This window comes from Micromonospora sp. NPDC050187, assembly GCF_044459745.1.
Taxonomy (GTDB): domain Bacteria; phylum Actinomycetota; class Actinomycetes; order Mycobacteriales; family Micromonosporaceae; genus Micromonospora.
Genome location: NZ_JBITJH010000009.1, coordinates 150078 through 163409 on the forward strand (window position 1 = coordinate 150078; position 13332 = coordinate 163409).

General features: G+C 72.3%; 11 protein-coding genes. 3 read left to right on the top strand and 8 right to left on the bottom strand.

The window, feature by feature from the left end:
• Positions 1-40 precede the first annotated feature (40 nt).
• Positions 41-2200 (top strand): hypothetical protein, encoded by a 2160-nt coding sequence (locus ACIBJE_RS16665; RefSeq protein ID WP_396748993.1) that lies wholly within the window; start codon positions 41-43, stop codon positions 2198-2200.
• Between the two features lie 435 nt (positions 2201-2635).
• Here the strand turns inward: ACIBJE_RS16665 and ACIBJE_RS16670 are convergent, their stop codons facing one another.
• From ACIBJE_RS16670 to ACIBJE_RS16680, 3 genes are all read right to left on the bottom strand, one after another.
• Complete coding sequence (locus ACIBJE_RS16670; protein ID WP_396748995.1) at positions 2636-3079, bottom strand: hypothetical protein; 444 nt, start codon at positions 3077-3079, stop codon at positions 2636-2638.
• A 311-nt stretch (positions 3080-3390) separates the two neighbouring features.
• Positions 3391-3639, bottom strand: coding sequence for a DUF6244 family protein (locus ACIBJE_RS16675; RefSeq protein ID WP_088982953.1), 249 nt, complete (start codon positions 3637-3639; stop codon positions 3391-3393).
• Positions 3640-3989: 350 nt separating this feature from the next.
• Positions 3990-4235, bottom strand: coding sequence for a winged helix-turn-helix domain-containing protein (locus ACIBJE_RS16680; RefSeq protein ID WP_088982951.1), 246 nt, complete (start codon positions 4233-4235; stop codon positions 3990-3992).
• Positions 4236-4504: 269 nt separating this feature from the next.
• Between ACIBJE_RS16680 and ACIBJE_RS16685 the strand changes: the two genes are divergently transcribed.
• Together ACIBJE_RS16685 and ACIBJE_RS16690 are read left to right on the top strand one after the other, a co-directional pair.
• A complete protein-coding gene (locus ACIBJE_RS16685) occupies positions 4505-4684 on the top strand; it encodes a hypothetical protein (protein WP_396748998.1) in 180 nt (59 codons plus the stop codon).
• Complete coding sequence (locus tag ACIBJE_RS16690) at positions 4681-5475, top strand: hypothetical protein (protein ID WP_396749000.1); 795 nt, start codon at positions 4681-4683, stop codon at positions 5473-5475. The genes ACIBJE_RS16685 and ACIBJE_RS16690 overlap by 4 nt, the downstream gene beginning before the upstream one ends.
• A 449-nt stretch (positions 5476-5924) precedes the next feature.
• Here the strand turns inward: ACIBJE_RS16690 and ACIBJE_RS16695 are convergent, their stop codons facing one another.
• The 5 genes from ACIBJE_RS16695 to ACIBJE_RS16715 all read right to left on the bottom strand — a co-directional run bounded on the left by ACIBJE_RS16695 (position 5925) and on the right by ACIBJE_RS16715 (position 13300).
• Positions 5925-6719 (bottom strand): hypothetical protein, encoded by a 795-nt coding sequence (locus tag ACIBJE_RS16695; RefSeq protein ID WP_396749002.1) that lies wholly within the window; start codon positions 6717-6719, stop codon positions 5925-5927.
• The gene (locus tag ACIBJE_RS16700) at positions 6716-9265 is read right to left on the bottom strand and encodes an FtsK/SpoIIIE domain-containing protein (RefSeq protein ID WP_396749005.1); all 2550 of its coding nucleotides are present in this window, start codon (positions 9263-9265) and stop codon (positions 6716-6718) included. The genes ACIBJE_RS16695 and ACIBJE_RS16700 overlap by 4 nt, the downstream gene beginning before the upstream one ends.
• A gap of 116 nt (positions 9266-9381) precedes the next feature.
• Positions 9382-10179, bottom strand: coding sequence for an SGNH/GDSL hydrolase family protein (locus ACIBJE_RS16705; protein ID WP_396749008.1), 798 nt, complete (start codon positions 10177-10179; stop codon positions 9382-9384).
• Positions 10180-10334: 155 nt separating this feature from the next.
• Positions 10335-12929 carry an ATP-binding protein gene (locus ACIBJE_RS16710; RefSeq protein ID WP_396749011.1) on the bottom strand — a complete coding sequence of 865 codons (2595 nt, stop codon included), beginning with the start codon at positions 12927-12929 and terminating at the stop codon, positions 10335-10337.
• Entirely contained in the window at positions 12926-13300 is a 375-nt protein-coding gene (locus ACIBJE_RS16715; protein WP_396749014.1) for a hypothetical protein, read from the bottom strand. Before ACIBJE_RS16715 ends, ACIBJE_RS16710 begins: the two co-directional genes overlap by 4 nt.
• Positions 13301-13332 lie beyond the last annotated feature (32 nt).

The following is a 13332-nucleotide window of genomic DNA, read 5'->3' on the forward strand; positions in this document are numbered from 1 at the left end:
CGCTGCGGGGCAACGGCCGGAGTCGTTCGGGGGGGGCCACGTGCTCGAGAAGCTGATCATCCAGAAGACGCTGCGCGTACCGGTCAGCACCGGCGCGGCCGGCGACGGCACGCCGGTGGCCCGGCAACTGGACACGGCACTGCTCGACGTCGGGTTCTCGGCGTCGCGGGCCCTGCTGGAGCACGTCGGCGCGCTGGCTCCCGGCCCGGCGATGGACCTCGCCGTCACGGTTGTGACGGCGGTACGCGAGCTGGTGGGTGACCACGTCCAGCACAATGCCTACTTCATCGGCTTCCCGGACGACGTGCCGGACACCGTCGAGTTCTGGACCGACCGGCTCCGGGCGGCCGTACTCACCGGTGGGGGCACGGCGACCGAGGCGCAGCTGCGGGAGGCCGTGACCTCGGGCGGGGTGAACCTGCTCGACCTGCCGGGTTACGGCACCTACCAGCACACCTACGCCGAGCTGCTGGCCGCGCACGACGACCTGGTGGCCGCAGCCGGCGACCGGGTGACCCTGCTGCGGCTCGGCGATACCGCCGAGGTGGAGGCGACCCGGCTCTACCTGGCGCTGGCCGGCAGCGTCACGCCGCACGGCGAGGCGGACCTGGCGATCCTCGGCGAACTCGCGGTCGCCTGCGCGGACGGCCCCCAGCCGGCCGAGATCCCGGTACGGGAGAACCGGGCCGTGCTCAACGGGATCCGGCTCGTCCTCGGCCGGCCGCTGGTCGCCGTGGACACCACGACCGACGTGCTGCGCCTTGCCTGCCAGGTCTCCGACGGGGACCCCTCGCTCGGGACCCCCACCCGGTTCCGTGCCTTCCGACGCCCGGAGCGGCGGATGCTGCTGGCCGCGCTGGACCAGGTCGTCGCGGCCAGCCCGGCGAAGCTCGGGGACGTCGCGCGCTACGCGGAGCGGTGGAAGCGGCTCGGGGAACGGCTGCACCCGCACGAGTACGCCCAGTGGCCGCACGCGCAGCGGGTGTTCGCGGTCGCCCGTGGCGAGCGGCGGGTACCCAACCTCGCCGGTCGCGCGGAGGCCGCGATCCGCTCCGGGGCCGTCGCCCCGGCCGCGTCGGTGTTGTCGGCCGCCCCGGGCCTGCTCCTGCGGTCCGCCGACCGGCTGCTGCGGCTGGCGTCGGCGGCGGAGCGCACCACCGTGGTCGACGCCGTCACGGGCGCGCTCGGCTCGGCGTCGGGCCGGGTGCTCCTCTCCCTGCGCGAACATGTCGACAACCGGCTGACACCCGCGTCCGTCCGGATGTACGCCAGCCGGTCGCGCAACTCGTGGGTCGGACCCGACGAACGGCCGCCGCTGCCGGCGGAGCTGGTGGCCGAGCTGTCGGCACTGCTCGACGCCGAGGTCGCCGCCCGGCTGCCGGAACCGGAGCGACCGCTGCTGGTGGACCCGGAGGTGCTCGACGTCGCCCTGCCGCTGACCGGCAAGGCGGCCGAGGGCGGTTTCGCGGTGCTGCCGAGGGGTTCGCGGGCGTCGGTCTCCGGCGAGCTGCTGCGCTTCTTCACCTACTGGCGGCAGAGCAGCCGGCGCACCGACTACGACCTGTCGGTGCTGCTGCTCGACGACGGGTTCCACAGTGCGGGCCAGGTGTCCTGGACGAACTACCGCCACGACGGCGTGGTGCACTCCGGTGACATCACCGATGCGAAGAACGGCGCGACCGAATTCATCGACGTGCCGCTGACCGTCCGTGGGCGGTACGTGGTTCCGCAGGTCAACATCTACGCGGGCGAGTCGTTCGACGAGGTCGCCGAGTCGATGTTCGGGTACCAGACGCGTACCCGGGACCAGCGCGGCGCACCGTTCGACGCCCGGACCGTGCGGGCGCGTTCGCACCTGCGCGGCCAGGGCCGGGTCGCGCTGCCGATGGTGTTCGCCCGGAACGAGCATGGCTGGCAGGCGGTGTGGCTGCACCTCTACCTGCCGGGCATGCCGTCGTTCAACCGGGTGGAGGGCAACACCTTCACCACGGCCGACCGGGTACGGGCACTGGTGGAGCGGCGGTACCTCACGATGGCCTACCTGGTCGACCGGTGGCGCACGAAGGCGGAGGTGACCATGTGGGACGGACGGCTGCCGGACGAGCCGGTCACCTACGTCGGCATCGAGGCACCGGAGGGCCTGCCGGCCGGGTCGGAGACGTACACTCTCGACCGACTCAGTGAGTTGATCCCTGGGTAGAGTCGGCGAGGGCCGAGGCCATGCGGGCGCTTCCTTCTATTCCGTTCGATTCGGAAACCTCCGCCACTGCGGGGGATCTGGCATTCAGCACCCGCGCTCTCCTCGGCCCTCGCCGGCTCAGCCGTCCGTCCCCGACGTGCGAGCCGCCAGAGCTTCGGCGATGGCGGTGAACTCGCGGAGGGCGGCTTGGAGGTCCTCCACGATCTCCTGGGCGCTCGGTCTCCTGCCGGTTGGCGCGGTCCTCCCCCGGCCGATAGCACTTCACGAAGTCGTCCAGGTGCTCCCGGCGCAGGATCCGACCGGTCCACGCGCACTTGAGCAGTCGGTAGCTGGCGCTGACAGCGGTGAAGGTTCTCCCGCGCCGGTGGCCACTGGAAGAGGGCGCGCGGGCCGGTCCTGCACCTAACTGTCAATCACATCGGCAGCCGCGCGCCCCTACCTCGTCGCCTCGATCGCATCCTCGACACGGTCAAGGTAGTCCCACCACTTCTCGTCATCGCGGCGACACGAAGATAGAAGGTTGGCTGCCACCACAAAACTAAGAACCAAAATGTTCTCCACCGGGACCGCAGGCGCTAGGGGCTCTCCCTGCATCAGCCTGCCGAGGAACGCCTCAACCTCCTCCGAGGTCGGGCTGGCCCAAGACTCGGCGTCCGCTACCTGTCTCGCAACTGCGGAAACCTGCGCTTCAGTAGGACGAGCACCATGAATATCGATCATCAGAAAGCCGATCACCGTCAGAGTCAGCTCCAACGTGGCCTGCACTGCTGCGTCGCCCTCGAAGCCACTCAAACGCTTGTCGAGCTCGGTGAAGTCCCGTTTCACGGCAGCATGGATCGCGGTTCGCATGACCGCTTCGGCGTTACTGTCCACCTTCACTCTGACTTCTCCGTTCTCGCCGCTTCGCCAACCACGTTCTACCTGCACTAACGCTTGCCGCCGTCGCGAAGATCGTTCCCGCGATCGCCTTCGCCATGACCGGCATGAACTCAGAGACGGTTGCCCATGATGCTGCCCCCGCCGAAGCCCAGAAGCCAATCGCCTCAGCGCTGACACGTTCTCGACGTGTTCGAGGACGCTCATCATCCTGGGCGTCGGCGTCTCGGCGCCGGGCTGCTGCCAACGTGCTGTTGGGTGCAGCCGGCCTCAACACAATGGGTGGTTGGCGGGTGGTGCTGCCACCACCCCGGTCAGTTTCCCAGCGCGTGGATCTTCGCGATCGTCTCCTGGACATGCTGCCGGGCCGGCTCGCTGCCCTGCGCGGCCTGCATCAACGCCTGCCGGTAGGCGTCAATCACGCCGACCAGCGGACCAGCACCCACGCCCTCCAACGCACTCGCCACGAGAGCCCGCGCCTCGGCGACGTCCTGGGCGGCACCCGCCGTCTTGGCCCGCGACTCCTCCAACTTCTGCGACGCCGCACTCAACTTCGCGATCATTTCCGCAGCGCTACTCACACACCCCTCCCCCAGGGTCAGCCGAGTTGAGCGGCCACGCCACCGCACCAGCGCGGACCACCACGCAGCGTATGAGATCAACCACGGACAAGCCACCCCGAGACAAATCCACGACGCACCGACCCCACTGATCCACTCCGTTTCGCCAATCCGGGGGCATCGCACGCTCGACGACGCCGCGACATCGACGAAACGGAGTGGATCAAAGCGAGTGAGGGGCAACAGTGGAGGCGCGCGATCGATCGTGGTGGGAAACGGCCCCCATAGGGGCGCTTTGCCACCACGATCAAGGAGGACAGCAGGGCGTCAGCCGGCAGAGCAACCGACCGCGCCTAACGCTCGGCGACGAACACCCCGACGCCGCTTACTCCCTCGACCAATCCCTCGATCTTGAGGGCATTGATCGCCTGGCGGACGACGATCGCGGACACGCCGTGCTGTTCGCACAGCTGCGAGGTCGACGGCAACTTGTCTCCCGGCGCAAGGTCACCGGACTGGATCTGAGCGCGGATGCCGTCGGCAATCAGCGCCCACTTGGCTTTGGCGGGCATTGGTGTCTCCCAGGTCTGCACCGCCATTCGATCACGCAGAGCTTTACATAGCAAGCGATACCAAGTTCGCCCGCTTGCGCTTGTATGACCTGTTATATATGCTCACCCTCGGCTGGCTCCCAGGTCTGCAACCCCGGAGTTGGTCCTTCCCCACCGCAGTAAGCGCCCGGTCGGCCGCTCCCCCTGGCCGGCCGGGCGTGCCGGGGCCTGCCCGCACGCAGCCCCGCCACCGACGCCAACACCGAGACCCAGACCGACCCCACCCATCGCGCAAGGAGCAGACGGGAGACGTACCCGTGGAGCACCTGTCCGACTTCGCGTCCGCGCAGGACGTCGAGGACGCCGACGACATCCTTTTCGCCCATCCCATCCGTACCGTGACCCGCCTGGTCTGTGCCTGCGGCGCGGACCATCCCTGCCCGGAGGTCCGCTTCGCCCGAATGATCAAGGGCGCGACCAGCGGCGGCACCCGGTGAACCGGGGCCACTTCACCACGTACGCGCACGAGCGGGTCACCGACGCGCGCCGGGTGCTCACCGCACACCGGACCGTCGCGTACACCGGGGTGTGCCGCGCCTGCGGGCGGCCCGGCCCGTGTGACGAGTGGCGGGCCGCGCAGGGCCGGCTCGCCCACTATGCCAGCGTGCGGCTCACCGACGACCTGGTCGACGACCTGCGGACCACCTGGCTGGCGTTGATCGCGGCGAACGACCGGGCCGGCGCGCACCTGCACGGAGCCGGGTCGCCCACCCGGCGGCAGCCGTGGCGGGAGGCGGTGACCGAGTGCTGGCGGGCGCTCGGGCTGGTCTACGCGGGGCTGGCCGAGGCGCGGGCCGATCCGGACACGCCGGCCGGCTCCACGAGTTTGCTGGCCGGGCTGCGGTTGGCTCGCGCCGACGCGGACCGGGCCGCCGCGCTCGCCGCCCGGGTGCGGCACCGGCTCGGCGCGGCCGAGGACCGGCTGCGGCGTACCGGACGGGTGGACGGCCTGGTCGCGGCCCGGCGGTTCGCGGCGGCGTCCGCGCGGCTCGACCTGGTCGCCGCGCGGCTGGCGGTGGGCGCACGAACCATCGACCGGTACACGGCACGGCTGGCCGGCGTGCCGGAGCCGGCACCACCCGCATGGGGCAGCACGGGCGCCGACCCGGCGGAGATCGCCGCCGGGGTCCGGGCGGCGGTCCATCTGGTACGGGCCCGGCGTCGCCGGGAGCGCCCCGGCCGCTGGACGAGGGTACGCAACGAGGTGATCAGGGAGTGGCGACGGTGACGGAGAGCGTGCGAACGGCCCTGCGGAGTCTGGTGCACGGGCGGGTGGATCGGCACGACCGGCGGGTACGCGGTTTCGCCGATCCGGAGTGGCGACGGTACGCGGACCTGCTGGCCGGGGCGTTGCTGGTGGCCGCCCGGCGGCGGTTCGCGCCCGATGCGGACCGGGCGGCGGTGATCCGGTTCGTCGCCTCGGCGCGGGAGCGGTACGACGTGACCGGCCTGGACGTGGACCCGACGGTGGCCGAGGCGCTGATCCGGGCGGCGCTCGGCGAGTGCCCGGCCCCGCCGGACGACGCGGCCACGCTGACCGCCCGTACGCTGCTGCTGCTCGGGCTCCTGGAGGACGAGGGGATGACCTCGGCCGACCTGGACGACCTGCTCACCGCCGCCTGGACCACCGCCGAAGGCGAGCCGACGGACGGCGTCGAGCCGGCCGACACCGCCGGGTCAGCCGCCCCGGGCGAGAAGCAGGTAGCCGCAGGAGACGGCGGGCAGCAGCAGGAAGCAGATCACGAAGCCGGTGTTCAGGTGCCGGGGCGGGGATGCGCCACCGACGGCCGGTCGGCCGTACCGGCCGAGCAGCAGGAACCCGGCGAAGAAGGTGAGCGCGGGGATGCCGGCACCGGTCCAGATGGCGAGGGTGGCCGAGTCGATCCAGCCGGCGTTGGCAACGAGCACCAGGACGGCCACCGCGAGCGCCCCGACGACGGCGCTACCGAGGTAGACGACGATCGCCCGGAGCAGCGGTGACCGGCTTGGCAGGAGTCGGGGCTGCCCGGCCCACGCCTCGACCTGCCGGCCGTACCGGTCGGCCTCGTCGGCGCGGGATCGGACCTGGGCCAGTTCCTCGGCCGGGTCGAGCGGGGGCGGCGGGGCGGCCGGACCGGGCGGAGGCGGCGAACCCGGGTCGACGGTCCGGAGGGCCCCGGTCCGGGCAGGATCGTTGGTCGGCAGGGCCGGGCGGGGCGGGCCGACCGGCAGTTCCTGGTACGTCGTCCCGTCCGTCGTCGGCTCCCGGTCCTCCGGCGGTCCGGCCGGGTCGGCCGTGCGGAAGGGTGCACCGATCGCCGCGCCGAGCCCGGCCAGCCACTCCTGTTGGGCGGTGAGCCGCTGGTCGAGCTGGTCGACGTCGGCCTGCCAACGCCGTCGCCGTCCGGTTTCGGCGTCGGTACGCCGGTCGGCGGCCCGGCGTTGCTCGGTGAGGTGCCGGGCCAGGGCCGCGTAGTCCTCGAAGCCGCTCACCTCAACCCCTCCTCGTCCGGCTCGTGTCCCGCCCCGACGAACGGCACGATCAACTGGGTGCGGTGTTCGTGCCGGTCCACCAGCAGGGCTCGGTTCGCCCGTGGGGTGTACGCCAGGTCGGTCACCCCGAGGTGCAGCCCCAGCTCCGCGCCGGGCACGTTCAGCGCCACCAGGCAGGCCACGTCGTCCCGGTTCTGCGTGCCACCGAGGTCGTCGGCGAGCCGGCGCAGCCCACGCCACCAGCCGAGCAGGTGCACCCCGTGACCGGGGGCGTGCCGCAGCAGGGCGCGCAGGTCGTCGTACCCGCTGCGGAAGGTGGCCGGGTCGGAGAGGCCGAGCACCGCGCCGGCCGCGTCCACCCCGAACACCACCAGGTACGTCCGCCCGGTCGGCGGTGCGGCCGGTGCGGTGGCGAGCTGGCCGACGTGTCCGCGCAACCCGGTGGCGTCGAGCTGGTCGACCGGGTGCCCGGCGTCGGTCAGCGCGGCGGCGAGGTCGTCGGCGACCGGGTCGGCGGCGGCGACCAGCGGGGCGAGCAGGAACCGGGCGGTGCCCGGCGCGTGCTGCCGGGCGAGGCTCCACGCGGCGGCCCGGAGCACGTGGGCACCGGCCACCGAGGTGCCCACCACGGCCAGGTGCCGGCCGGGGGTGGCGTCCAACGGGACGGCGGCGGTGCTACCGGTCACGTCGACCGCCCGGCCGACCAGTGCGGCCGGACGCCGGACGCCGGGCCGTAGCCCGGCGAAGACCGGATCGTCCTCGACGTGCGCGGCCTCGTACCCCCGGAACACGGCCGGCGAGTGGTTCCCGGCGGGCCGGGCCTGCCAGAGCTGGTGACGCAGTCGGGCCAGGTCGGCGGCGTCGGCGTGCGCGTCGGGGAAGCGGACGACGGTGTCCGGGCCGGCGGCCCCGGCGGCGGTGTTCAGCACCGCCGTGCCGATCGTCAGCGCGTCGGCGGCCGGGTTGAGCGGGTCGAGCACCCCGGAACCACCGGGCAGGGCCACCCGGAGCGGGAACTGCCCGAAGATCGCGTCGGCCTTGCCGTAGAGGGCCTCGATGCCGGCGGTGCTCTGGCTGGCCAGCACCAGGTGCACCCCGTACGAGCGGCCCTTGCGGGCCAGCTCCTCCAGCAGAGTGACCGCCTCCCGGGCGAGACTGTCGTTGCCGGCCAGCAGGACGTGGAACTCGTCGACCACCGCCACGACCCGGGGTGCCGGCGTGTCCCGGGGCAGATCGGCGAGTTTGGTGACGCCGTACCGTTTCAGCGCGCCGGCTCGGCGACCCAGTTCGCGGCGGAGTTCCCGGAGCACGGCGACGCCGTACTCGCGGTCGGACTCGATGCCGACCGCGCGGGCGTGCGGCAGCCAGGACGGGTCCCGCCCGGTGGGGACGAACTCGGTGAAGCTGACCCCCTCCTTGAAGTCGAGGAGGTACAGGTGCAGTTCCGCCGGGGAGTAGCGGGTGGCCAGGCCGTAGAGGACGTCGAGGAGGAAGACCGTCTTGCCGGCCCCGGTCCGTCCGCCGACCAGCCAGTGCGGGGTGGCGTCGTCGAACGCCACGGTGACCGGGGTACGCCCGGCCCGGCCGATCACGGTACGCAGGCCGGCGCGGGCCGATTCGGCCCAGTGGTTGGCCGGGAGCAGGTCGGCGAAGCGGAGTTCGGCGTCCTGGCGGGTGGCGGTGGCGAGGTGTTCGGCGAGCGCCGCGACGGTGGCCGGTGCCGGGTCGCCGTCGAGCAGCACCGGGGCGGCCAGTCCGGTCCCGTCCGGGCTGTACGGCAGGCCGGGCGGGTCGCCGACGTGGGCGTACCGGTCGGTGAGGGTGATCCGGGTGGCGGCGGCCAACGGTGGTGGTGGCGGCCCGGCGGCCCGGGGTGGGTGCCCGGCGAGCAGCACGCAGAGCGCGGCGGTCGGGCCGGCGTGGGTCAGGGCGGCGAGCCGGGCGAGTTCCCGGGGCTGGGGTGGTGCCGCGCCGACCACGACCAGGGTGGGCAGGTCGGCGTCCGGGCCGGCCTGCTGGGCGAGGCGGGCGTGCCGTTCGACCGTGTCGAGGAGGCCGGCGATCTCGGGTTCGGTGGTGGCGGGCGGGTCGAGCACCCCGGCGTCGACCAGTGGTCGCAGCGGTAGGAAGGTCGCCCCGAACGTGGCGGGGTCGAGGGCGACGACCCGGACGGTGCCCGGTGGTGCGGTGGCGACCAGCCGGAGCACCAGGGCGCGCAGCAGGGCGGCGACCCGGGGATCGCGGGCGTCGGTCCCGACCGCCAGGTGCCGGCCGCTGCCGAGCGGTACGACCACGGGGAAGTTACCGTCCACCGTGGAGGCCTCACCGACCCGGACCGGGACCGGCCCGGCGGTCAGCGGGGTCGCACCGGGGGTCGGGGTGGCCAGGGCCGCGCCGACCCGGGCGAGCCGGGCGACCAGGTCGGCGGCCTCCCCGCCGGCCGGGGCGGGACGCTCGGCGAGGGCCCGGGTGAGCCGGCCGAGCCGCTCACGGGCTTCCCGGTGGGCCGTGACCGCCTGGCGGTACGCCGACGTGATCCGCGCCATCCGTCACCTCCTGATCACCGTCCGTCGTACCGCGCAACGGTAGCGGAGGCGCCCGACAGCCGACAGTCCGGTATGGACCGTCGGCTGTCGGATCGGTGGTGGTGGGGAGTTCGGGGTCAGCCGGTGACGGCGTTCAGGGCGGGCAGGTAGCCGAGGCGGTACCCGTCGGCGTTCGGGTGGTAGGCCTCGATCAGCCCGGTGACGTCCTTGATCCAGGGGGTGCTGGCGCAGACGCCGTGCCCGGCGAAGTAGGAGCGGGTGTCGGAGAAGGTCGCTCCGGCCGCCGCGGCCCGGTCCGCGGTGACCTGGGCGAGCAGGTCGGCGGCCTCGTTGAGGATGACCCGCTTGGACTTGCTCATCCCGAGCAGGCCGCACGAGCCGGTCTCGAAGAGACGCGGGTAGCCGAGCACGATCAGTCGGGCGTTCGGGGCGCGGTTGCGGATCTCCGCGTACGTGGTGTCGAGTCGGCCGGGGAGCACGGTGGTGGCGAAGGTCTTCGCCTCGTTCACCCGGTTGGTGCAGTCCGACTCGCTGCCGAACCGGCAGTTCTCCAGGATGCTGGAGAAGCCGGCGTCGTTGCCGCCGATGGTGATGGTGACCAGGGTGGTGGTGGCGTCCAGCGATCCGACCTGCTCGTTGAGCACGTCGTCGGTCTTCGCGCCGCCGCAGGCCGGGAACTTGTAGCTGGCGACGGCGTGCTGCTGGGCCCAGAGCGATGTGTACGACTTCGAGCTGCGCAGGCAGGTGTTCGGGTCGTACGACCCGGCGCCGACGCCGGAGGAGTAGGAGTCGCCGAGCGCGACGTAGTGGATCGCGGCGGCCTGGGCGGTGCCGGGGACGAGCAGGACGGCGAGGGTGGTGGCGACCAGCGCGGCCAACGCGGTGACGGCACGGGCCAACGGGCGGTGGGGCATGGACGGTCCTCCACGTGTGGGGGTGGTGGAACCTTCAGCCGCGCGCGTGGCCTGGGTCCGGGTTACCAGGCGGTAATGTTATCGAAACATCGAGAAGCATGGAAGTGTGTCGAGTGGCCCGAACGCGGCCCGCACCATGTCGGGGCATTCCTGGCTCACGATCGCCGTTCGTCGAGGGCCGTTCGCACCAGTGCGGCGCTCTCGGCGTCGCCGGCCTCGACGAAGGCGTCAACCGCCCGCTGCCGGCAGATACGCGCCTCATCGAACCGGCGTACCTGATCAAGGGCGTTACCGAGGTTCTTCCACGCCATGCCTTCCCGGTGGCGGTCACCGAGAGGGTGCAGCATCTCGAGGGCGGTGGTGTAAGCGGTGATGGCCTCGTCGAATCGATACAAGCAATAAAGGGCCACGCCGAGATTGCCCCACGCCGTACCTTCGCTGTGGCGGTCGTCGAGTTGACGGTAGATGTCGCGGGCCGCAGTGAAAGCGTCGACGGCCTCGTCGAACCGGCGCACCTCGCTCAGCGCGTTGCCGAGGTTGTTCCACGCCAGGCCTTCCCGGTGCCGGTCACCGAGCTGCTGGAAGATGTCGCGGGCCGTGGTGTGGGCGGTGATCGCCTCGTCGAACCGGCGCACCCCGGCCAGGGCGTTGCCGAGGTCGGCCCACGCCGTGCCCTCACCGTGCCGGTCGCCGAGCTGGTGGAAGATGTCGCGGGCCATGGTGTGGGCGACGACGGCCTCGGCGAACCGACGCAGTTCGTAGAGGGCGATGCCGACGTTGCCCCACGCCGTCCCCTCGCCGTGCCGGTCGTCCAGCTGGTGGTAGATGTCCCGGGCCATGGTGTGGGTGACGGCGGCCTCGTCGAACCGACGCACCTCGACCAGGACGCGGCCGAGGTTGTTCCATGCCTGAGCTTCGCCGTGGCGGTTGCCGAGCTGGAGACAGATCGTCAGGTCGTTGGTGTGGGCGGTGATGGCTTCGTCGAACCGACGTACCTGCCGGAAGGTGTTGCCGAGGTTGTTCCACGCCGTGCCCTCGCCGTTCCGGTCACCGAGCTGGAGACAGATGTCACGGAAGGTCGTGTAGGCGTCGACGGCCTCGTCGAACCGGCGCACCTCGCTCAACGCGTTGCCGAGGTTGTTCCATGCCTGGCCTTCCCCGCGCCGCTCACCGAGCTGCTGGAAGATGTCACGGGCGGTCGTGTAGGCGGTGATGGCCTCGTCGAAGCGACGCACCTGCCGCAGAGCGGAGCCGAGGCTGTTCCACGCCGCGCCCTCGCCGTGCCGGTCACCGGTCTGCCGGCAGATGTCCCGCCTGATGGTGGAGATGGTGATCCAGTCGGTGAAGTGGCGGCGGACATGCAGGTAGCTGCCGAGCACGAACGCGAGGTCGGTGGTGATGTGCGGCAGGTCGTGGGTGGGGGCGCTGGTGCAGACGCTGATCAGGTTGCCGTGTTCGGCGTCGAGCCAGCGCAGGGCGTCCTGCCGGTCGGGGAACCGGGCCGTGTCGGTCGGGCCGGTCGGAGTGAGGTGGGTCTCCGCAGCTCGGGTGGTGTGCAGATAGTGGGTGAACAGTCGGTGCCTGGCGGTGGGGGTCTCGTCAGGGCTGGTGGGTGGCTGGTCGGCGGCGTGCAGGCGGACGAGGTCGTGCATGCGCCACCGGTCGGCGGCCGGTTCGTCGACCAGGTGCGCGCGGTGCAGGTCCTCCAGCAGCACCGCGACCCGGTCGGTGGGGAGGTCGGCCAGGGCGGCGGTGGTGGCGGTGGCGATGTCGGGACCGGGGTTGACCGGCAGGAGCCGGTACAGCAGGGCTTGGTCGTCGGTGAGGTGCCGATAGGACAGGTCGAACGCGGCCCGTACCGCGACCTGCTGGCGGGACAGCCCGTCGAGGCGGGCCTGGTCGTCACGGAGCCGGTCGGCCAGGGCGTCGGGTCGCAGGTGGGTACGGTCGGCCAGCAGGGCGGTGACCACCCGTAGCGCCAGGGGCAGCCCCGCGCACAGGTCGGCTAGGCGGCTCATGTGCTGGTTCGGCGCGTGCAGGCGCGGATCGTCCGCGCCGCGCCGCTGGGCGATGACCTCGCGGACCAGGGCGACGGCCGGGGCTTGGTCGAGGACGTCGAGATCGTGCAGGCGGGCGTCGATGTCCAGGGTATGCCGGGAGGTGACCAGCACCGCGATCGCCGGGTCGGCCGGCAGCAGCGGGGTGACCTGGTCCTCGCTGGAGGCGTTGTCGACGATGAGCAGCAGACGGCGGTCCCGGCCGGTGTAGGCGTCCAGGACACTGCGCCACAACCGGGCCCGGTCCTGCACACCGGCGGGGATGTGCTCGCCGGGGATACCGATGGCCTGCAACCAGCTCAGCAGTGCGTCGGCGGCGGACAACCGCCGGTCCGGGTCGTAGCCGGACATGTCCACGAACAGCACTCCGCCCGGGAACCAGCCCGGCTCACGTAGTGCCCGGTGGGCGGTCTGGACCACGAGTTCGGTCTTGCCGACCCCCGCCATCCCGGCCACCGCCGACACCAGCAGCGGGCCGCCCGCACCGTCCGGGGACAGGCCCGCCAGCAGAGCCTCGACCTGCTCCTCGCGGCCGGTGAACACCGCCGCCGGGCGGGGCAGCCCGGTCAACGCGGGACGGATCTCCGCCGGCAGGGTCACCTGGATGTCGCGGCCCATGACCACCGCGTTGAAGAACACCCCACCGGTGATCCGGTTCGACACGCCCGGCTCGCCGCCCGATGCCCCGCTCACCGGAGCGGTCCCTCCGCGTCGTCGGACCGAGTGACGCCGGGCGGGGAGAGGACGACACCCTGGATGTCCCGGCCCATCACCACCGGGCCGGTGAACCGCCCCCCGCTGATCCGGTTGTCCACGTCCGCGCCGACCCGAGGAGGCGTGGCGGGTGTGGTGGGCGTAGTGGGTGTGCTGGCGAGGCGGCGGGCCTGCACCGTGCTGTAGGTGGCGACGACCACCCCGGCAAGGTTCAGGAACACCCCGACCACGCTGGCCCACCGGTCGGCGTTCTCCAACCCCGCCCGCACCAGCAAAACCGCACCCAGGGCACAGACCGCCAGCCCGACCGCCGCACCCGCCAGCCACCGCTTCCCACCGCGTACCCTCATCGGTCCATTGTCGACCCGCAGGGCCACCCGGC